This is a genomic window from Rhizobium sp. 11_C7_N12_5, assembly GCF_051811145.1.
GTDB lineage: Bacteria > Pseudomonadota > Alphaproteobacteria > Rhizobiales > Rhizobiaceae > Rhizobium > Rhizobium lusitanum.
Genome location: NZ_JBPWPY010000002.1, coordinates 41,606 through 61,490, shown reverse-complemented (window position 1 = coordinate 61,490; position 19,885 = coordinate 41,606). Strand labels below are relative to the sequence as shown.

General features: G+C 60.4%; 18 protein-coding genes. 4 read left to right on the top strand and 14 right to left on the bottom strand.

The window, feature by feature from the left end; all coding sequences use genetic code 11:
* Nucleotides 1–33 precede the first annotated feature (33 nt).
* The 3 genes from AB8B29_RS19470 to AB8B29_RS19460 are packed head-to-tail and all read right to left on the bottom strand — an operon-like array spanning nt 34 to nt 3,778.
* Nucleotides 34–2,322, bottom strand: coding sequence for a xanthine dehydrogenase family protein molybdopterin-binding subunit (locus tag AB8B29_RS19470; RefSeq protein WP_092573594.1), 2,289 nt, complete (start codon nt 2,320–2,322; stop codon nt 34–36).
* Nucleotides 2,319–3,302: an FAD binding domain-containing protein gene (locus tag AB8B29_RS19465; protein WP_092573595.1), complete on the bottom strand. Its 984-nt coding sequence runs from the start codon at nt 3,300–3,302 to the stop codon at nt 2,319–2,321. The genes AB8B29_RS19470 and AB8B29_RS19465 overlap by 4 nt, the downstream gene beginning before the upstream one ends.
* Entirely contained in the window at nt 3,302–3,778 is a 477-nt protein-coding gene (locus AB8B29_RS19460; RefSeq protein WP_037192997.1) for a (2Fe-2S)-binding protein, read from the bottom strand. Before AB8B29_RS19460 ends, AB8B29_RS19465 begins: the two co-directional genes overlap by 1 nt.
* Before the next feature lie 210 nt (nt 3,779–3,988).
* Between AB8B29_RS19460 and AB8B29_RS19455 the strand changes: the two genes are divergently transcribed.
* Entirely contained in the window at nt 3,989–4,600 is a 612-nt protein-coding gene (locus AB8B29_RS19455) for a TetR/AcrR family transcriptional regulator (RefSeq protein WP_080760598.1), read from the top strand.
* Between the two features lie 46 nt (nt 4,601–4,646).
* Here AB8B29_RS19455 and AB8B29_RS19450 read toward each other — a convergent pair whose 3' ends face one another.
* Nucleotides 4,647–5,981: an aspartate aminotransferase family protein gene (locus AB8B29_RS19450; protein ID WP_092573634.1), complete on the bottom strand. Its 1,335-nt coding sequence runs from the start codon at nt 5,979–5,981 to the stop codon at nt 4,647–4,649.
* 141 nt (nt 5,982–6,122) lie between these two features.
* Here AB8B29_RS19450 and AB8B29_RS19445 point away from each other — a divergent pair, with 141 nt between their 5' ends.
* Together AB8B29_RS19445 and AB8B29_RS19440 are read left to right on the top strand one after the other, a co-directional pair.
* Nucleotides 6,123–6,671, top strand: a complete 549-nt coding sequence (locus AB8B29_RS19445) for a cupin domain-containing protein (protein WP_092573596.1) — start codon at nt 6,123–6,125, stop codon at nt 6,669–6,671.
* Between the two features lie 80 nt (nt 6,672–6,751).
* Nucleotides 6,752–7,381: a ParB-like protein gene (locus tag AB8B29_RS19440; protein WP_092573597.1), complete on the top strand. Its 630-nt coding sequence runs from the start codon at nt 6,752–6,754 to the stop codon at nt 7,379–7,381.
* Nucleotides 7,382–7,454: 73 nt separating this feature from the next.
* Here AB8B29_RS19440 and AB8B29_RS19435 read toward each other — a convergent pair whose 3' ends face one another.
* The 3 genes from AB8B29_RS19435 to AB8B29_RS19425 all read right to left on the bottom strand — a co-directional run bounded on the left by AB8B29_RS19435 (nt 7,455) and on the right by AB8B29_RS19425 (nt 11,044).
* Nucleotides 7,455–8,495: a fatty acid desaturase gene (locus AB8B29_RS19435; protein ID WP_092573598.1), complete on the bottom strand. Its 1,041-nt coding sequence runs from the start codon at nt 8,493–8,495 to the stop codon at nt 7,455–7,457.
* 557 nt (nt 8,496–9,052) lie between these two features.
* Nucleotides 9,053–10,687 (bottom strand): chaperonin GroEL, encoded by a 1,635-nt coding sequence (groL, locus tag AB8B29_RS19430; protein WP_113102379.1) that lies wholly within the window; start codon nt 10,685–10,687, stop codon nt 9,053–9,055.
* A gap of 48 nt (nt 10,688–10,735) precedes the next feature.
* Nucleotides 10,736–11,044, bottom strand: a complete 309-nt coding sequence (locus tag AB8B29_RS19425) for a co-chaperone GroES (protein WP_047558842.1) — start codon at nt 11,042–11,044, stop codon at nt 10,736–10,738.
* A 528-nt stretch (nt 11,045–11,572) separates the two neighbouring features.
* Here AB8B29_RS19425 and AB8B29_RS19420 point away from each other — a divergent pair.
* Entirely contained in the window at nt 11,573–12,277 is a 705-nt protein-coding gene (locus AB8B29_RS19420; protein ID WP_047558678.1) for an SDR family oxidoreductase, read from the top strand.
* Between the two features lie 57 nt (nt 12,278–12,334).
* Here the strand turns inward: AB8B29_RS19420 and AB8B29_RS19415 are convergent, their stop codons facing one another.
* The 7 genes from AB8B29_RS19415 to hmgA form a co-directional block, all read right to left on the bottom strand.
* Nucleotides 12,335–13,609 (bottom strand): CynX/NimT family MFS transporter, encoded by a 1,275-nt coding sequence (locus tag AB8B29_RS19415; protein WP_092573600.1) that lies wholly within the window; start codon nt 13,607–13,609, stop codon nt 12,335–12,337.
* On the bottom strand, nt 13,606–14,283 hold the full coding sequence (locus AB8B29_RS19410) for a FadR/GntR family transcriptional regulator (protein WP_092573601.1): 678 nt from the start codon (nt 14,281–14,283) through the stop codon (nt 13,606–13,608). Before AB8B29_RS19410 ends, AB8B29_RS19415 begins: the two co-directional genes overlap by 4 nt.
* Nucleotides 14,284–14,396: 113 nt before the next feature.
* Nucleotides 14,397–15,599: an MFS transporter gene (locus AB8B29_RS19405; RefSeq protein ID WP_037193019.1), complete on the bottom strand. Its 1,203-nt coding sequence runs from the start codon at nt 15,597–15,599 to the stop codon at nt 14,397–14,399.
* A gap of 217 nt (nt 15,600–15,816) precedes the next feature.
* Entirely contained in the window at nt 15,817–16,332 is a 516-nt protein-coding gene (locus AB8B29_RS19400; RefSeq protein ID WP_037193367.1) for a DUF3455 domain-containing protein, read from the bottom strand.
* A gap of 478 nt (nt 16,333–16,810) precedes the next feature.
* A complete protein-coding gene (gene maiA, locus AB8B29_RS19395; protein WP_092573602.1) occupies nt 16,811–17,443 on the bottom strand; it encodes a maleylacetoacetate isomerase in 633 nt (210 codons plus the stop codon).
* Entirely contained in the window at nt 17,440–18,465 is a 1,026-nt protein-coding gene (locus AB8B29_RS19390) for a fumarylacetoacetate hydrolase family protein (protein WP_047640370.1), read from the bottom strand. The genes maiA and AB8B29_RS19390 overlap by 4 nt, the downstream gene beginning before the upstream one ends.
* A gap of 37 nt (nt 18,466–18,502) precedes the next feature.
* Complete coding sequence (gene hmgA, locus AB8B29_RS19385; protein WP_047640369.1) at nt 18,503–19,864, bottom strand: homogentisate 1,2-dioxygenase; 1,362 nt, start codon at nt 19,862–19,864, stop codon at nt 18,503–18,505.
* Nucleotides 19,865–19,885: the final 21 nt, after the last annotated feature.

Genomic DNA, 19,885 nt, shown 5'->3' with positions numbered 1-19,885 from the left:
GCTCCGCCCTTGCCGCCCTATATCAACCCGCCGCTAGAGAAGTTTTTCCAGCGTAATGGGCAGGTCGCGGATCCGCTTGCCGGTCGCATGGAACACCGCATTGGCGATGGCAGGCGCGACGCCGACAATGCCGACTTCGCCCACACCCTTGCCGCCGAGCGCCGAGGCATTGTGGTCAGGTACACCGACCGAGATCACCTGCAGATCCGGTATGTCCGAATTCGTCGGCACGAGGTAATCGCCCACATTGTTGTTGACGGTTCGCCCGTTGCGCATGTCGACCAATCCTTCCTCGAGGAGTGCCTGACCGATGCCCATGATGATGCCGCCCCGCCACTGGCTCTCGACCAGCCGCGGATTGTAGAGCCGGCCGCAATCGAAGGCCGATACCATGCGGGACACCCGCACCGTGCCGAAATCCTCGTCGACCCGCACCTCGGCAAAATGGGCGCACCAGCTGTGCATGGAATAATCGCCCATCGTCGGTCCCTGCACCTTGGCCATGGTCGTCCAGGCCTGCACCTGCTCCTGGGCGCTCGCGCCTTCAGGCAAGGTATTGCGACGAACCTCGATCTCCTCGCGCTTGAGCGCGAACATCAGTTCCGCCAGCGTGAGTGAAGGGGCTTCGCCGCGCGGCGCGGCGATGCGACCTTCGACGAAGTTCAGCGTATTCGCCCCCGTATCGCGGAACGGCGAATTGGCATCGCTGAGCGCAAGGCCGATAAGCTCATCGCGCGCGGCAACTGCGGCCTTATGGACGGCCCCCATGATCGAGCCGGCCAGCATCGAGCCACCGGCAATTGCCGAACCCGGCAGCCGTGAATCGCCGAGATGGACTTCGACCTGATCCACCGGAATGCCGAAGACTTCAGCCGCACTCTGGGCAAGGATCGTATAGGTCCCCTGCCCCATATCGATGGCGCCGCTGATGACCTCGACCTTGCCGCTGGAAAGAATGCGGATCATCGCCTCGCTCGGTGCCCGAATGACGGGGAAGGTTCCGCAGCCGATACCCCAGCCGATCAGGGTCTTGCCGTCGCGCATGGACCGTGGCGCATGGCTGCGCCGCGACCAGCCGAAGGCCTCAGCTCCTTTGGTCAATGCCTCGCGCAGCTGCCGAGTCGACCACGGCTTGCCGGACTGGTAGTCGTGGTCGGCATAGTTCTTCAGCCGGAGTTCAAGCGGGTCCATACCGAGCTTGTAGGCAAGCTCCTCGATCGCGCATTCGATGCCGTAGGCACTCGGATTCTTGCCCGGCCCGCGCAGGGCGCCTGGCGTCACGCTGTTGACCGGCACGATGCGATGCTGCGAGGAGAAATTCTCGACCTTGTAGAGGATCGAGGTTGCCGCCCCCGTCTGCTCCGGCCAGTCCGCGTAGACGGACGTCTCGCTGGCGCCGCGATGAACGATCGCCTGCAGGATACCATCTTCGGTGGCGCCAAGTGCGATCTGCTGTTTCGTCCCAGCACGGCCGCCATAGCTGGTGAAATTCTGCGGACGCGTGACCGCGAGCTTCACCGGCCGGCCGAGCTTTCTTGCAGCCGCGACCGCGACAGCGCCATAGGCAAGCGGCTGCCCCTTCGATCCGAAGCCGCCGCCGATGAAGGGCGAGATGATCCGCACATTTTCATAGGGCATGTCGAACCATTCGGAATACATGCGCGCCATGCCGTGCGACCATTGGCTCGGCTCCCAGATGGTCAGCTGCTCGCCATCCCATTTCGCCGTCAGGCCGTGCGGCTCCATCGCGACGTGATATTCGCGCGGCGTGGAATATTCGGCCTCGATCCGGACCGGCGATGCGGCAAGCGCCGCCTTGGCATCGCCCCAGGCGGAGGAGAGCGCGTCCATGAGCTTGCCCTCGCCGGCATTCGGGTCGTTGAGGTTGGCGACGTATTTGCTTTCCTCGTAGGTGACCCGCACAAGCCCGGCTGCTTCCGTTGCCTGTTCACGGCTCTCGGCCACGACGGCGGCAATCGACTGGCCATTGAACTGCACCTCACGCGGCAGCGGATAGTATGGTCCTTCCGCGGGCTTGTTACCGCCCCAGTCTGCCCCGAGCTTGAGACCCAGATCATCCTCCGGCGTCAGCACCAGGAGCACGCCCGGCATCGCAAGCGCATCCGAAATGTCGACCTTCAGGACACGACCGGCCGGGATCGTGCTCTGGATGAGAACGGCATAGGCCAGGTTCTCGAACGGGTATTCCAGCGCGTAGGTCGCAGTACCCGTGACCTTCATGCTGCCTTCGAAACGTGACTGACGGCCGCCGACGGTGCCATCTGAGGCATCGCCGTGTTTGCGAGGTTCCATCATGGTCATGCAAGACCTCCCATTTTCAAAATGGCGCGGGTAACGACGCGCGGCGCGAGTTCGATCTTGTAGTGGTTGCCGCCATGCGAGACGGCGCCCTCCATGGCGAGCCGGCTTGCCTTTTCGACGATATCAGCGTCGAGAGCCTTGCCGATGAGCGCCTGTTCCACGGAGCGCGCGCGCCACGGCTTGGTAGCGACGCCGCCGAGTGCTACGCGGATATCGCGGACGGTCTTGCCATCCGCCTCCAGTTCGAGGCCGACGGCAGCGCTCGCGGCGGCGAATTCATAAGACTGGCGATCGCGGACCTTGATGTAGGTCGAATTCACGGCGGCAGCGGAGGCCGGAATGCTGATGGCGGTGATCATTTCGCCGCGTTGCAATACGGTCTCCCTATCCGGCGTATTGCCGGGCGCAAGGAAGAAATCGTCGACGGCCACCTTGCGGCCATCGAGCTCGACAACCGCATCGAAGGCAACCAGAGCGACCGCAAGATCGCCGGGATAGGAAGCGATGCAGGCCTCGCTCGTGCCGAGCACGGCATGATTGCGCGTGATGCCGCCGATCGCCGCGCACCCGGAACCGGGATTGCGTTTGTTGCAGGCCGGAAAGGCGCCGGGATCACGGAAATAGGAACAGCGGGTCCGCTGCAAAAGGTTGCCGCCGATCGTCGCCATGTTGCGGAGCTGGGCGGAGGCGGCAAGCGAAAGCGATTGCGAAACCGCCGGGAATGCTGCCTGAATATCCCCGTGGTCGGCCACTTCGCTCATTCTGGCGAGCGCGCCGATCCTGGCACCGGCCGTATCGACGGTGATGCCGCTCATGCCGGAAAGATGGGTGATATCGATGACCGTTTCAGGCTCGCTCACACCGCATTTTGCAAGATCGAGCAACGTCGTCCCGCCGGCCAGAAACATGGCACCCGACTGCTGCGCGGCACTGCCGGCCTGGCTGGCGGATGCGGCGCGAATATAGGAGAAATCCCGCATTACGCTGCCTCCGCCGCTGCTTGGCGCACCGCCGCGACGATGCTGTTGTAGGCCCCGCACCGACAGAGATTGCCGGACATGTATTCGCGGATTTCGGCGTCGGAACCCGCATGACCCTCGCGGATGCAGGCAACTGCCGACATGATCTGGCCCGGCGTGCAGTAGCCGCACTGGAAGGCATCATGCTCGATGAATGCCGCCTGCATCGGGTGCAGATCGCCGGCTTCACCGGCCAGACCCTCGATCGTGGTGATCTGGCGCCCCTCCACCTGTGCGGCGAGCGTCAGACAGGAGAGAACACGCCTGCCATCGACATGGCAGGTGCAGGCCCCGCACTGGCCCTGGTCGCAGCCCTTCTTGGTGCCCGTCAGCGTCAGATGCTCACGCAGCGCGTCGAGCAGTGTGACGCGCGGCTCGACGTCGAGCTCGTGTCGCTGCCCGTTAATATCGAGCGCAATATGAATGGATCGTGTCATGATAAGCTCCTGCCATCGTCACGAGAATGAGACGTTCGAAATCTAGACGAGTCCGGTCGGCCAGCTACTCCATCATTTTCATGGAAAACGACGCCGATGCATTTCGGCATGACATCTGGCACTCATCTAGATTAAGAAGTGGAAGGCGCTCCAGATAAACGGAGGCGCCTCCGATTAAACTAGCGGCTTGTTTGTTTTCGTCAAGCCCTGATGCGATGGGAGCTTCACCTGGCCTTGGCCGAGCAGAGGACAATATCGTTGGCGCCGACCAAGCTGCGTGCGGATGCTCGCCGCAACCGCGACAGGTTGATAGAAGTCGCCGCCGACGCCTTCGCGCAAAAAGGAGCGGAAGCCTCGCTGGAATATATAGCCCGGCAGGCCGGCGTCGGCATCGGCACGCTTTATCGGCATTTCCCGACGCGGGAACATCTGGTTGAGGTCGTCTATCGACGCGAACTCGAAGGCCTTGCTGCTGCGGCCATCGAGCTTTCCCAAAAATATGCGCCGGACGCGGCACTGGAAGAATGGATGCGGCGGTTCGTGAACTATATCGCCACGAAGCGGGGGATGTCGAACAGCCTGCGCATCCTGATGACGTCGAATTCGTCATTGTTCGCGGACAGCTCCGGCCTGCTGCGCGGCGCTTTGGGCAGCCTTCTGGAGAAGGCAGCCGAACAGGGCCTGATCCGGAAGGACATGGAAACCATGGATGTGCTGCACGCACTCTCCAGCATCTATTCCATCCCCGATGCAGCCGATTGGCGCGATCGCTCCCACCGGCTGATCGGATTGTTGATGGACGGATTGCGCTGCCACAAATAGGCAGCCGGCCACATCAAGCGGCCGGCCGCGGTCCGCCCATTGAACGTCAGGCGGCTCGCTTCAGCGCGTCGCCGAGCATCGAGACAATGGTGCCGATCTCACCGCGTTCGATGATCAGCGGCGGAGACAATGCGATGATGTCGCCGGTCACTCGAATCAAAAGCCCCTTCTGGAAGCAGTCGACAAAGACATCATAGGCACGGGCGCCCGGCGCACCTTCACGCGATGCGAGTTCCACTGCGCCGACGAGGCCGAGATTGCGGATATCCACGACATGCGGCAGGCCCTTCAGCGAATGCAGCGCATTCTGCCAGTCGTCCGCCAATTCGCTGGCGCGGGTGAGCAGCCCCTCTTCCTCATAGATTTCCATGGTTGCGAGACCGGCCGCGCAGGCGACTGGATGCCCCGAATAGGTGTAGCCGTGGAAGAGTTCGATCTGATCGTCCGGACCGATCATCAGACCATCATGGACCTTGCGGCTCGCAAAGACCGCGCCCATCGGTATCGTGCCGTTGGTGATGCCCTTGGCTGTCGTGATGAGATCGGGAACGACGCCGAAATAGTCGGTCGCAAAGGGCGTGCCCAGGCGACCGAAGCCGGTGATCACCTCGTCGAAGATCAGCAGGATGCCATGCTTGTCGGCGATCGCCCGGAGTCGCTCCAGATAGCCCTTCGGCGGCAGAATGACACCCGCCGAGCCGGACATCGGCTCGACGATGACGGCGGCGATAGTCTCAGCGCCATGCAGCGCGACCAGCCGCTCCAGATCCTCGGCCAGTTCGATGCCATGGGCCGGCAGACCCTTGCTGAAGGCGTTGCGCTCGGTATCGAGCGTGTGGCGCATGTGATCGGCGGGGATCTGAGGAAAGACGCGGCGGTTGTTGACCAGGCCGCCGACCGAGATGCCGCCGAAGCCGACGCCGTGATAGCCTTTTTCGCGACCGATAATGCGCGTACGCGTCCCCTGACCGATGGCGCGTTGATAGGCGATGGCGATCTTGAGCGCGGTATCGACGGATTCTGAACCGGAACCGGTAAAGAAGATGCGGTCAAGTTTCGCGGCCGGGCCGCCCGGCGCATGCTGGGCCAGTTTGGCGGCAAAGTCGAAGGCGATCGGGTGCCCCATCTGGAAGGTCGGTGCGAAGTCCATGGTGGCAAGCTGGCGTTCCACCGCATGGGCAATCTTCTTGCGGCCGTGACCCGCATTCACGCACCAGAGGCCGGCGGTGCCGTCAAGCACCTTGTTGCCGTCGACATCGGTGTAATACATGCCGTCTGCCGCGGCCAACAGCCGAGGTGCCGCCTTGAACTGGCGGTTCGCCGTGAACGGCATCCAGAAATTGTCAAGAACCGGAGTATTGGGGTGAGTGATCTTATCCATCGTCGCCTCCATTGCGCTGACATTGACATCAGCGATTTCCCTGTTTCGAACAAGCCCTTTTCTTTATGACTACAACGCATTGATTTTATTGGAGCGGATAGTAAAGTTTGCGATATTTCGAACATCTGAAAAGGTGAAACTATGTCCGTCGACATCGGCAACCGCCTTCGCCATCTGCGTCTCGCACGCAATCTTTCCCAGCGCGAGCTCGCCAAGCGCGCCGGCGTGACCAATTCGACCATTTCGCTTATCGAGTCCAACTCGGCCAACCCTTCGGTCGGCGCCCTCAAGCGCATCCTGGATGGCATCCCGATCGGCCTTGCCGAGTTCTTTGCCTTCGAGCCGGATAGGCCGAAGCAGGCTTTCTATGCCGCCGAGGAACTGGTCGAGATCGGCAAAGGCCCGATCTCCTATCGCCAGATCGGCGAAAACCTGTTCGGACGTAGTCTCCAAATCCTGAAAGAATGCTACCAGCCGGGAGCTGACACCGGCAAAGTGCCGCTGATCCATGACGGAGAAGAAGGCGGCATCGTGCTATCAGGCCGCCTGGAGGTGACCGTCGATGACGAGCGGCGCGTTCTTGGACCGGGCGACGCCTATTATTTCGAAAGCCGCCGGCCGCATCGCTTCCGCTGCGTCGGCCCGGTTCCCTGCGACGTCATCAGCGCGTGCACGCCCCCAAGCTTCTGATCGCTATTATCAGGACCAATTTGTCCAACTCGCAGCTCATGCTACGCTCCGCTGATGCCACCTTCGCGGAGAACTTCCAAATGGTTATGCTGCGTGAACCGATCCTGCATCCAGTTCCGATCGAGGAGCTGCGGCCTACCCAGATCACCGTCGGCATGCGCGAGGTGAAAGCCAAGCGAAAGGCTTGGCGCGCGAAAGCAGAGGCTGAAGATGAAAAGGCCGGAGAGTTCCTGGGAAACCACATGGTGCCGGCAATCCGTGGGCCACGCGGGCGATATTATGTCATTGACCATCATCACCTGTCGCTTGCGCTTCATGAGGAGGGCGTGAGGGACATTCTGGTCACGACGGTGGCCGATCTCTCACGGCTTGATCAGGATTCCTTCTGGTTCGTGATGGATTGCCATGACTGGATGCATCCGTTCGACGAAGACGGCAAACGACGCGGCTACGAAGCCATCCCGAAAAGCATCAAGGATCTGGTCGATGACCCTTATCGTTCGCTGGCGGGCGAACTGCGCCGGCATGGCGGCTACGCCAAGGACACGACCCCTTTCAGCGAATTTCTCTGGGCGGATTTCCTGCGCCGCCGCCTGAAGCGGAAGGACGTCGACCGAGATTTCGACGCCGCACTGGAAAGGTCGCTCGCGCTCGCCAAAGGCAGGGAGGCGGATTACCTGCCGGGCTGGTGTGGATCGATTGCCGAATGACTGAAGCTGAAATCAAGGCGTAACGCTGGCCAGTTTGAGACTGCGTCAAGCTTCGTGTGGACCTGCCCCGCGCCTATCTGGAGCGTCGCAGCTTTGTCGCATCGCGAAACGAAATGAGGCGCTGGTTCTGTTCATCCCAGAGAACCAGTTTTACGCAGCGCAGGCTCTCCATCATGGTGATCCGGCCTATATCACCCAGTTCCGGATGGTCTTTGAGCACTTCGGGAAGCCTGTAGTAGGGTATCCTGCTCGACAGATGATGAATGTGATGAATGCCGATGTTGCCGGTGATCCAGCGCAGGATCAGCGGCAGATCATAGTACGACGCGCCATGAAGCGCCGCGTGTTGAAACCGCCATTCAGGCTCTTTCGACCAATGGGTTTCTTCGAACTGATGCTGCACATAGAAGAGCCATATGCCGGCGGCTCCCGCCAGCAGGACGATCGGCAGATGCACCAAGAGGAAGGGCAGGATGCCGATTGCCCAGATGAGCAAAGCGGAGGCGATTGCAATGGCCAGGTTTGTCGCCATGGTGGATACCCAGGGCAAAAGGCCGGATCGCATCATGCCGAAAGGCAACCGTTGCTTGAACAGGAACAGCCATGCCGGGCCTATGCCGAACATGATCGCCGGGTGCCTGTAAAGTCGGTAGGCAAGCCGCCCGCGCCATGACCGGCTACTGTATTCCTCAACGGTCAGCGTGGTTATGTCGCCGACGCCGCGTTCGTCGAGGTTCCCCGCCGAGGCATGATGCTCCGCATGCGCCCTGCGCCAATAGTCATAGGGTGTAAACGTCAGGACGCCGATAGCGCGGCCGGTCCAGTCATCGATGCGCCGGCGCGCAAAGAAAGAACCGTGGCCACAATCATGCTGGATCATGAACAGACGCAGAAGAAACGCAGACGCGGGAATGATGAGGATAAGGCCCAACCAGAAGCCAAAGTAAACGGCTGCCCATGTCCCGGCCCACAACAGCGCAAATGGGATGGCCGTCACCGCGAGTTCGATAAGGCTGCGTCTGGCACGTGGCTGGCGATACCGGGCGAGGATTTTGAGCCATGCCTTTTCGTCGAAAAGAGGCGCAGATGGGTCGTGGTCGATGGCCTCACTCAAAAGACAACTCCCTGAGCCGCAATGAATGCCAACAAGGCAAGAGCTATCACAGCAGCTGAACCGATTGGGAGCAGCAAATAATCGAAGCGATAGATCGCCTGAAGAACATTCATCGTTGTCGTGTCTCCTGAGTTTCTCGACCACGTCCTCGCATGGCCATTCACGTGGTGCCTGGCTGCCGGCACCTGACAATAATTCCCGATCGAGCTCAGCTCTTGCCTTTACCGCTCGGCGGATTGTTCTTTGTCGCGACCTTGATCTGACTTGCGAACGTACTCTCTACCTTTGCGGCAGGCTTTTCCTGTTTCGGTTTGCGAACCTCGCGGTTGCCTCTCACTTGTCCCTTGGCCATCGATGCGATCCTTCTTGAGGTTGATATCAGCTAGTGGAACGGCAGCCGCTCGAATGTGATGTCCTCGAACGACTACCCCAGAGTATTTGGAGGCCCGCATTGCGAGCAACCACATAATGCCTGTTCGCTCAACGGAGTGATATTACCACTCAAAATGGCGAAAATACCGCCCGGCCAAACTGGCCGAGCGCTTCAGGCACTGCTCTCAATATCCCATATTGCCCATGGCGCCATTTCCGGTGTTTTGGGCAAGTTCTTTGGCGGGAATATCGGCGATCATGGCTTCGGCGGTGATCAGAAGCGCCGCAATCGAGCCGGCGTCCTGCAACGCGGTCCGCACGACCTTGGCCGGATCGATGATGCCGGCTTCGATCATATCGACATAGGTTTCCGTCTGCGCGTCGAAGCCCTCATTAGGATCCTCGCTGTCGTCAAGTTTTCCGATGACGATCGAACCTTCGACACCGGCATTGTCGGCGATCTGCCGGATCGGCGCTTCCAGTGCTCTGCGCACGATCGCGATGCCCGCCGTCACGTCGGCGTTTTCGCCGGTGAGCCCAATGAGGACCGCTTTCGCACGCAAGAGCGCGACGCCGCCGCCGGCCACGATGCCTTCCTCGACCGCCGCACGGGTGGCATTCAGGGCATCGTCGATGCGGTCCTTCTTTTCCTTGACTTCGATCTCGGTCGAGCCACCGACGCGGATCACCGCAACGCCGCCGGTGAGCTTTGCCAGCCGCTCCTGCAGCTTTTCCTTGTCGTAGTCTGAGGTCGTCTCCGCGATCTGCGCCTTGATCTGCTTGATACGTGCCTCGATGGCGGCTTTATCGCCAGAGCCATCGATGATCGTCGTGGTATCCTTCTCGATCAGCACGCGCCTGGCACGGCCGAGCATATCGAGTGTGACGTTCTCCAGTTTGATGCCGAGATCCTCGGAGATCATCTGTCCGGCCGTCAGGACGGCGATGTCTTCCAGCATGGCCTTGCGGCGGTCGCCGAAACCCGGCGCCTTGACGGCAGCGACCTTGAGGCCGCCCCGCAACTTGTTGACGACCAATGTCGCCAGCGCTTCGCCTTCAACATCTTCCGAGATGATCAGCAACGGTGTGCCGCTCTGCACCACACCCTCGAGGATCGGAAGCATCGCCTGCAGATTGCCGAGCTTCTTTTCGTGAATGAGAATATAGGGGTTCTCCAGTTCCACGCGCATCTTTTCGGCATTGGTGACGAAATAGGGCGAGAGATAGCCGCGGTCGAACTGCATGCCCTCGACGACATCGAGTTCGTTCTCAGCCGTCTTGGCCTCCTCGACGGTGATGACACCTTCGTTGCCGACCTTTTCCATGGCCTTGGCGATCATCTCGCCAACGCTGGCATCGCCATTGGCGGCGATCGTGCCGACCTGCGCGATCTCGCTTGAGGACTTGACCTTGGTGGCGCGCGCCTTGATTTCCGCAAGCACGGCGGTGACACCGAGATCGATGCCGCGCTTGAGGTCCATGGGGTTCATCCCGGCGGCAACCAGCTTGGCACCCTCGCGAAAGATGGACGCGGCGAGCACGGTCGCCGTCGTGGTACCGTCGCCGGCAAGGTCGTTGGTTTTTGAAGCCACCTCGCGCACCAGCTGCGCGCCCATGTTCTCGAACTTGTCTTCAAGCTCGATTTCCTTGGCGACCGATACGCCATCCTTGGTGATGCGCGGAGCGCCATAGGGTCTGTCGATGACGACGTTGCGGCCCTTGGGACCGAGCGTCACCTTGACGGCATTGTTCAGCAATTCCACGCCACGAAGCAATCGGTCGCGGACGTCGGTAGAAAAAATGATTTGCTTGGCAGACATTGTCTTTGCCCTGTTCAGTCTTGAGATAAAGGAGCTAAATTCGGTGGATCAGGCAGCCTTGTCGACGGCGTTCTCGATGATGCCCATAATGTCGGCCTCCTTCATGATCAGAAGGTCTTCACCATTGATCTTGACCTCGGTTCCCGACCATTTGCCGAACAGGATCGTATCGCCAGTCTTGACGTCGAGCGGGATCAGCCTTCCATTTTCGTCGCGGGAACCGGGACCGACGGCGATCACTTCACCTTCCTGCGGCTTTTCCTTGGCGGTATCGGGAATGATGATCCCGCCCTTGGATTTGATATCACCTTCGGCGCGTCGGATGACGACGCGGTCGTGCAGCGGGCGAAATAGCATAAAGATCTTTCTGCGGCCGGCGCATAGGGCGGCTGCAACCATAAAATAACATTCTTGGCACTCGATTGATAGGAGTGCCAACGAATATTATTTGGAGAATAAAATCATACGAGAATGGCGTCTATGATTCCATAGAATTGTATGGGCAATTCTGATGAAAATTACCGGCTCCATTGTAATGACGAATGAGTTTTTATTTCAACTAACCGGATTTTTTCTGAGATAAATATCGATCGGTGCTTCGCATATCAGTTTGCTGCGGACGCGGCCGGGTATGGGAAGATGCTTCGGCAGCGCTTTCGACAGCCGCCCGTTCGTCCATGAGCAATTGTAACGGACGATCGTCACGGCCGCCCTTTTGGTGGTTGGGCGGAACCTTGACCGCGGTCAGGATGAGCACCCGCAAAACGGATCTTCATCTCAAATAAAAACGCAACTGGTTGGTGCCAGCGCGCCTGAAATGCTATTTGACTCATAAAAGTCAGGCAATCTTCCTTGCCCGCAAACGAACAGAGAGAGGCTCACGGCATGTCGATAGAAAAAGTAGCAATCATCACGGCGGGCGGCAGCGGCATGGGTGCGGAAGCCGCCAAGCGCCTTGCCGCCGATGGATTCAGGGTTGCGATCCTTTCATCCTCCGGCAAGGGAGAGGCCCTTGCGGCGTCGCTCGGCGGCATCGGCATCACCGGTTCGAATCAGTCGAACGACGATCTCAAACGCCTGACCGACGCGACGATGGAGAAGTGGGGTCGTATCGACGTGCTGGTCAATAGTGCCGGCCACGGACCCAGGGCACAGATCATCGAGATCACCGACGAACAATGGCACACAGGCCTTGACGTCTATCTGATGAACGTGATCCGCGCCGTTCGTCTGGTCACCCCGATCATGCAGGCGCAAAAGTCGGGCGCGATCATCAACATCTCCACGGCCTGGGCCTTCGAACCATCGGCGATGTTTCCGACATCAGCCGTTTTCCGTGCCGGCCTTGCCGCCTATACCAAGATTTTCGCGGATACCTATGCGGCGGATAATGTCCGCATGAACAATGTACTGCCGGGCTGGATCGACAGCTTGCCGGCAACCGAAGAGCGCCGCGACGGCGTGCCGATGAAGCGCTACGGCACGAGTTCGGAGATTGCCGCCACGATCGCGTTCCTCGCATCCGATGGCGCAGGCTACATCACCGGCCAGAACCTCAAGGTCGATGGCGGACTAACCCGCTCCATATGAGGCCTGCCGGCCGTCGAAACCGCCCCTCGTTCCAGTCGGGTCAGCACGTAGTCCGAACTACGTGCCGGTTTCTATCATCGTGGCATTGACGTTGATGGCGCGGCCGGCAAACCAGCCATTGATGGCGGCGCCGAGACCAAGCAGGACGAACAGAACCGAACACCAGGCGAAACTTCCCGTCCAACCGTGGATCATGCCGACGACGAGCGGCCCGATTGCGGCAAGCAGGTAGCCTATGAACTGCGCCATGCCGGACAGATGCGCGGCGACGTGCGGGTCGGGCGAGCGCAGCACGATCACGGTCAGCGCCACCGCGATCAGCCCTCCCTGCCCGACACCCTGGAGCACGGCCCAGAACCATACCGTCCAGAGCGGCGCGAAGAGCAGGCCCAGCAGCGCCGTGACCGCGACCGCGCAAAGAATGGCGTTGATGGCCCGCTGGTCCTTGCCCCTGACGGCGATGTGAGGTGCCACAAGACACGAAGCCGCCTGCACCATGACTGAAACCGACACGATTGCGCCGGCCGTCACGCCATCGAGGCCACGCTCGCGCAGAATTGGGACCAGCCAGCCGAAGACGCAATAGGCAAGCGCCGATTGTAGCCCCATGAAGAGCGTTACCTGCCAGGCGACGGCATCAGTCCATAGGCCCATGACGCGGAAGCCGGTGCGCCGCGCTTGGGTGCCCGATCCAATCACCTGCGGCAGCCACAGAAGCCCGACCACGAGGGCCGGCAAGGCCCAGGCCGCAAGCGCGCCGCCGAGCGACCCGCCAAGAATATGCTCGATCGGAAGCGTGAGTCCGGCTGCACTCGCCGCGCCCGCGCACAGAGCCATTGTGTAGCAGCCCGTCATCAGGGCCGCCTTGTCCGGAAAATCACGCTTGACCACGCCCGGCAAGAGAACATTGCCGATCGCTATGCAGGCGCCGGTCAAGGCCGTCCCGAAGAACAGCAGGGAGATAGAGGAAATGCCGCGTAACGCCGTGCCGAGCGCAAGGAGGAGAATCACGCCGAGCAGCACGCGCTCTGTCCCCAATCGCTGCGCCAGTCTTGGCGCGAGCGGTGAAAACAGGCCCATGCAAACGACAGGCAATGTGGTGAGGATGCTCGTGCCGAATGCGGTAAGGCCAAGCCCGCTTCGGATTTCGGGCAATAGCGCCGAGGCGCTCGAGAAGACCGGCCGGAGATTGAACGCAATCAGCACAAGGCTTGTGCCGAGAAGAAATCTGCCGATTGGCGATTTGCCCCGATGCGCCTGCGGTGGCGGGATTTCATCGGCCTCGGCATCGATCAGTTCAAGAGAAGCGGCATTCTGCGAAGGCGCGGTCATGACATCAGCAACCGATCGAGGGTGGCGACAACCGGAGCCATGAAGCGGCGCACGGCAGAACCTGCCGCTTCCGGATCACCTGCTTCAATGGCATCGATGATTGCGACATGCGCTTGCATATCCGGCTCAGGAAGATCCTCGCCGAGCGTCGCCTCGATGGTCTCGGCGATCGACACGGAAAAGAATTCGTAGATCTCGATCATCGCCCTGTTCTGCGACGCCGCGATCACCGCCTTGTGGAAGGCGAGGTCTCGCTCGATAAATGCGGTCTTGTCTCCGCCATCATAGTTTCCTCGCGCCTTCAGCAGCGCACGCAATTGCAAAATCACCTCCGGCGTCTGTCGCAGAGCGGCCAGGCGTGCAGCCTCGACGTCGAGCGCCAAACGCGCTTCGAACTGGTCCCGGAGCCCGGCCCGGCGCGCCATGTCGAAAGGGCGGCCGAGGTTGATCGTCGAGCGCACGTAGGTGCCGGATCCCTGTCGTGTCTCGATATAGCCTTGAGACGCCAGCACCCGGACTGCCTCGCGGATGGTGCCGCGGCTGACGGAAAGCATGGATGAGAGAGAAGCCTCATTGGGCAATTTCTCGCCGACACGCCATCGCCTTGCAATGATTTCGCCGCGGATTGCTTCGACCGCTGTTTCCGCGAGCGTGGTTTTGGTCAGGGCGCGCATGATCACATCTCATCAAGTCATCAGATGACTTAATGACTAATCGAATGACGAGGTGTCGTCAACAAATGTCCTGGCTGCTGCCAGGTCGTCGAACAAGGGAAGCGCGCCTGCGCCTATCCGCGCCGCCTGGCGCCATCAAAGAAGAGCAGCATGGCAAGTCCGACCACGCCGGCAACCGCTCCGATGACTGCCGTTCCCGAATAGCTGCTCGTAGCGGTTCCGAGCGCAAACAGGAGGGCGCTCAGGCCGGCGCTGAGGAAAATATTGACCGATATGAGGGCGCTGCCGAGCCCCGGACGCTCGGCGATCAGATCCTGCAGATAGGTGATGGGAATGCTGATGAGGGCAGCCGCTCCGATGCCGCTGATAAGGGTCAGCGCATAGACGTGCCAGGGCGCCGATGCCAACCCGAGCAACAGCAGGTAAACGACATAGATGACCGTGCCGAGGGCCAGCGCTGTCACATGGCTCATGATCCGTTGGGCGCGTCCCCACACGACGATGAATATGACTTCCAGAAGCGCAACGATCCCGACGAGCACGCCGATATCGGCGACGGAGCCGTGGGCGGCACCGGTGACGATGAGAGGCAGAATGGCACCATTGACATGAAGCGTGCTGCTGATCAAAGCCACCGCGATCACCCGCACAAAAACCGGCGGCGAGATGACCTCGCCGAGTGCCGCGAGATAGGAGAGATGGCGCGTTGCCGCCTTGTCGGTGCCGCTCTGGCGGGGAAGGAAAACCGCAATCAATCCGAAACAAACCGCACAGGCCAAACCGGCGAAAAGATAGGCGGGTAACATGCTTGCGGAGTTTGCGAGCAGCGCCCCGGTGATACCAGGCACGAGAACCCAGGATAGCGAAATCATCGCCCTGACGCCCGAATTTACGGTCGCCACGTTGTTGCGCTCCATCCCATTGGTCGCGACCCTGACATTGGCAAACAGCAGTGAATTGAGGGAACCGTAGATCGGAAGGAGAAACAATGCGGCGAGAATGAAGGTCGCCTGCGTGGGAACGACGTAGACCGCGCCATAACCCAGGATGCCGAAGAGCGCGACCGTCAGCATCATCGTGCGATATTCACCGATCCTGTCCGCCAGGTTTCCCAGCAGAATGCTGACGATGACGTTGACCGCAGCCGCACAAAAGATCAGTGCCGAATATAGCCCATTGCTCAGGCCGAGTTCGCGAATACCCACGACGGACTGATAAGGCGATGTCGCGGCTCCGGCAAAGCCGAAGGCAAAGATGGCAAGCATGCTCACCCGGATCGTCGGGTCGCGGAATACTTCGGGAATGAGGCGGGTCATCGGTTGTGTCGAAGGTCTGTCAAATCACCCGTCTTGCGGGTGAGCGGCTTTTAGCAGGTTTGAGCCCGACGGAAACGTGCAAAAATAAATATTGGCTGCACTGGCGATGCTGCATATCGGGAGCTGGATGGAAGGACGCCTCGCCAGAAACCCGATGGCAATTGGCGGCTCTTGTGCACCTGGCTCCCATACCGGGGCCGCAGCCTGACGGACGCGATCAGTTCGCAAGGAAAACGTAGCGGGCTGTATAGGGTTCAAGATGCATCGCGCCCGGTTGGTCGCATGCGCCGGAGAATACGCCGCCCTTCGTGTCCAGACGCTGCACCGCCGTCACCTTCGACAACACTCCATCACCCCGATGTTCGACGACATCGAGCCTCAGAATGGCGATGTCGTTCTTTGTGGCACCTGGAGCCTGGCTCGCGACCTTGCCTTTGATGGAGCTGCCATCGGCAAACTCCCAACCGGGGCCTGCAAAATGGCGCCCGACGGTCGTGCCGTCCTGCAGCAACGTTGCCAGCGGCTCGCGGAACTGCCAGCTCATCTTATTGTCCGAGCCGGTTTTGCACTCGTAGATCTGAACGCCTTCGGCATGCACGGTTGCAACTGACGTTGCGTCCTTGACCTCTATATTCGCGGGGAGGTCGGCAGCGTTGGCTCGCTGAGAGTTGGCCGAAATAGATGCTGCGACTGCCAGACAAGACACGAATAGGCCGACGGAAAGAAGCTTCATCCTTCGAAGTCGCTTGCCAAGCCGGATTGTGGCGACGCCAGATCTGCGAAAATATAGAATCTGCATGATATGCTCATACTCCTCGTTCATCCCAGGCAAGTCCGGTTCGCCTGCGGCGAAGGATTCCTGCGCCCCATTTCAAGTCCTGAATTCGAGCAGGATCAAGCTGGTGGTCCCACACCATAAAGTGACCCCGAAGTGAAACTGCCGGTGCCGGATCCAGCATATAGCGCCTGCACGCATTATGCGGCTGCACCGGCTCGCAGGTTCAGCCGAAACCGAAAATAGTTTCGCTTTGAGCAATGCCCTGGGGGTGGAAAAGAAGATTATTGTCATTGACGGTCGGGAAGCTCATCCTCCCCGGCTCTTTTTCTCGCGCCGGCGGTCGGTGTCTGCCTTGGCTGCGGACACCACCATCGATTTGATTTCGAGACCTACGCAAAAGCCTGGGCGAATTCTCGCCGTTACAGCTCTGACGTTATGGTTTCACGCGGTCCGGATGCGCTGCCTGGAAGGCAGGCAGTGCGGCGCACCGGCCATCGATTTCAACGATGCGCTTGAGGTCGGTCATATCGACTCCCCAGCGGCGGGCATTGTAGACTTGCGGGACAAGGCAAAGGTCCGCCATCGTCGGCCGATCTCCAAAGCTGAAATCCCCGTTGAATTCGCCAAGCATCGCTTCCAGCTTGCGAAGTCCATCCGCAATGAAATGCTTCATCCATTCTCCGCGGGCTTCGGCCTTGTCCGTTATGGTCATGACATAGGCTGCGACATGCGTGTTGCATATCGGATGGATGTCCATGGCGATCGCGTAGGCAAGTGCCCGCACGTGCTGGCGGCCTGCACTATCCGCCGGCATCAAACCGCACTCCGGCTGAAGCTCCGCCAGATATTCGATGATGGACAGCGACTGCGTCAACGTTCTCCCATCGATCACCAGCGCCGGTACGAGCCCCTGCGGGTTGAGCGCCAAATAGTCCGGGCCTCTCTGTTCACCTTCCAGCAAATTGATCGACACGGTCTTATGGTCGATCTCGAGCATATTGAGCGCGATGCGGACGCGATAGCTCGCCGACGATCGCCAATAGTCGTAGAGAACGACCTCATTCATTGCAGCTCCGATCCCCCATGTCTTTCGACGCTCTGCTCGATTGCCCCGAAGATCGAATGCCCTGCCCGGTCGTGCATCTCGATGCGGACCTGGTCACCGAACCGCAGGAAGGGAGTCTTCGGCGCTCCGCTTTCGATGGTCTCGATCATCCGGATCTCGGCGATGCAGGAGTAGCCGGCACCGCCGCTCTCGACCGGCTTGCCCGGACCGCCGTCGAGCTTGTTGGACACCGTTCCCGAGCCGATGATCGTTCCGGCCACAAGGTCACGGGTCTTGGCGGCATGGGCGATCAGCTGGCCAAAATCGAACGTCATGTCGACACCGGCATTCGCCTTGCCGAATGGCTTGCCGTTCAAGGTCACGAGCAAGGGGAGATGCAGTTTGCCGCCATCCCACGCCTCCCCCAGTTCGTCGGGCGTGACCGCGACCGGAGAAAATGCCGATGCAGGCTTGGACTGAAAGAAGCCGAACCCTTTTGCCAGCTCTTGCGGAATGAGGCCGCGCAGCGACACGTCGTTGACGAGCATCACCAGGCGGATGGCGCTCCGGGCAATCTCCGGACCCGAACCCATGGCGACGTCGCCGACGATGACGGCGACCTCGCCCTCCATGTCGATCCCATAGGCCTCGTCAGCCGCCACGATCGGATCGCGCGGTGCGAGGAAACTATCCGAGCCGCCCTGGTACATCAGCGGATCGGTCCAGAAGCTTGTCGGCAACTCGGCACCGCGCGCCTTGCGCACCAGCTCGACATGATTGACATAGGCAGAGCCGTCAGCCCACTGATAGGCCCGTGGCAAAGGCGATGTGGCGTCATGCTCGTGGAACCTCAGCGTCGGCTGGGCACCCGTCTCGATACCCTCGGCAACCTGCGCGAGTCTGGGCGCCACATGCTCCCAATCGTCGAGGGCAGCCTGCAAGGTGCGGGCGATATGACCGACCTCGGAGCAGCGGGTCAGGTCGCGGGAGACGACGACAAGCCGCCCGTCCCTCGTGGAGTCTTTCAAAGTCGCGAGCTTCATGTGCTGGTTCCACCGTAAGAGGATGCGTGGCCGATCTTCACTTGATTCCGGGCGTGCCGTCGAACCTGCGCTCCAGGCCATCCCAGCACTCCAGGTAATTGTCCTGCAACGTTTCCAGTTCCGCCGCATATTTCGTCACCTGCTGCGGGTACCGGGTCTCGAACATGAAGGCCATGGTATTGTCGAGCTTCACGGGCTTGAGTTCCGCATTGGATGCCTTTTCGAAGCCCGACGCATCCGGTCCGTGGGGAAGCATCATGTTGTGCAGGCTTATACCACCAGGCACGAATCCCTCTTCCTTCGCGTCGTATTGACCGTGGATCAGCCCCATGAATTCGCTCATGATGTTGCGGTGGTACCAGGGCGGACGGAAGGTGTGTTCGGCGACCAGCCAGCGCGGCGGAAAGATCACGAAATCGACATTCGCCGTGCCCGCTGCTTCGGTCGGCGCGGTCAGTACCGTGAAAATCGACGGATCGGGGTGATCGAACAGGATCGCGCCGACCGGGGAGAATGTCCGCAGGTCGTATTTGTAAGGCGCATAATTGCCGTGCCAGGCCACCACATCGAGGGGCGAGTGGCCAATGTCCGTGACGTAGAATTTCCCGCACCATTTGACATGCACGCGGCAAGGCGTTTCCTTGTCCTCGAACGCCGCGACCGGTGTCTTGAAGTCTCGCGGATTTGCCAGGCAGTTCGCGCCGATCGGCCCGCGATCCGGCAGCGTGAATTTCGCGCCGTAGTTCTCGCAGATATATCCGCGCCAGACCTTCTGGTCGCCGATGCGCAGCACCTTGAACATCATGCCGCGCGGGATGATGCATATTTCCAAGGGCTCGACATCGATGACGCCCATTTCAGTGAATATTCGAATGGCGCCGATCTGCGGGACGACGAGCAATTCGCCATCGGCATTGAAGACGTAATCGTCCACCATGTCCTCGTTGAAGACATAGGCATGAGCGGCCATCCCTGTCTGGGTCAGGACATCGCCAGCCGTCGTGATCGTCCGCACTCCCTCGAGGAAGCTCAGCTTCTCGTCGGGCACCGGCACGGGACCCCAGCGGAGCTGGCCGAGCGGAAGCGAATGGTCGTCCAGACAGGGCGCGGATTTCCAGAGCGGATAGGAGGTGTTCGAAAAGCGCCGGGTATGGCGCACGCTCGGACGGATGCGATAGAGCCAGGACCGTTCGTTCGTCCCGCGCGGTGCCGTGAAAGGCGAGCCGGAAAGCTGCTCGGCATAAAGACCGTAGTTGCATTTCTGGGGGCTGTTCTGGCCTTGCGGCAAAGCGCCGGGAAGCGACTCGCTTTCGAAATCGTTGCCGAATCCGGGCATGTATTTGAGGTTACTTGCCGCCAGAGCCTCATGGTCGGAAGTCTTAGATATCGTCTGGTCCATCGCTCAATTCCTCCCGAAAAC

Coding starts and splice junctions, on each gene's coding strand:
- AB8B29_RS19455 (WP_080760598.1), top strand. CDS start 3,989: ATGCGATGGGAGCTTCACCTGGCCTTGGCCGAGCAGAGGACAATATCG.
- AB8B29_RS19465 (WP_092573595.1), bottom strand. CDS start 3,302: ATGCGGGATTTCTCCTATATTCGCGCCGCATCCGCCAGCCAGGCCGGC.
- hmgA (WP_047640369.1), bottom strand. CDS start 19,864: ATGGACCAGACGATATCTAAGACTTCCGACCATGAGGCTCTGGCGGCA.
- AB8B29_RS19415 (WP_092573600.1), bottom strand. CDS start 13,609: ATGACCGCGCCTTCGCAGAATGCCGCTTCTCTTGAACTGATCGATGCC.
- AB8B29_RS19450 (WP_092573634.1), bottom strand. CDS start 5,981: ATGGATAAGATCACTCACCCCAATACTCCGGTTCTTGACAATTTCTGG.
- AB8B29_RS19460 (WP_037192997.1), bottom strand. CDS start 3,778: ATGACACGATCCATTCATATTGCGCTCGATATTAACGGGCAGCGACAC.
- AB8B29_RS19470 (WP_092573594.1), bottom strand. CDS start 2,322: ATGACCATGATGGAACCTCGCAAACACGGCGATGCCTCAGATGGCACC.
- AB8B29_RS19440 (WP_092573597.1), top strand. CDS start 6,752: ATGGTTATGCTGCGTGAACCGATCCTGCATCCAGTTCCGATCGAGGAG.
- AB8B29_RS19420 (WP_047558678.1), top strand. CDS start 11,573: ATGTCGATAGAAAAAGTAGCAATCATCACGGCGGGCGGCAGCGGCATG.
- AB8B29_RS19410 (WP_092573601.1), bottom strand. CDS start 14,283: ATGCGCGCCCTGACCAAAACCACGCTCGCGGAAACAGCGGTCGAAGCA.
- AB8B29_RS19445 (WP_092573596.1), top strand. CDS start 6,123: ATGTCCGTCGACATCGGCAACCGCCTTCGCCATCTGCGTCTCGCACGC.
- AB8B29_RS19400 (WP_037193367.1), bottom strand. CDS start 16,332: ATGAAGCTTCTTTCCGTCGGCCTATTCGTGTCTTGTCTGGCAGTCGCA.
- maiA (WP_092573602.1), bottom strand. CDS start 17,443: ATGAATGAGGTCGTTCTCTACGACTATTGGCGATCGTCGGCGAGCTAT.
- AB8B29_RS19390 (WP_047640370.1), bottom strand. CDS start 18,465: ATGAAGCTCGCGACTTTGAAAGACTCCACGAGGGACGGGCGGCTTGTC.
- groL (WP_113102379.1), bottom strand. CDS start 10,687: ATGTCTGCCAAGCAAATCATTTTTTCTACCGACGTCCGCGACCGATTG.
- AB8B29_RS19405 (WP_037193019.1), bottom strand. CDS start 15,599: ATGACCCGCCTCATTCCCGAAGTATTCCGCGACCCGACGATCCGGGTG.
- AB8B29_RS19425 (WP_047558842.1), bottom strand. CDS start 11,044: ATGCTATTTCGCCCGCTGCACGACCGCGTCGTCATCCGACGCGCCGAA.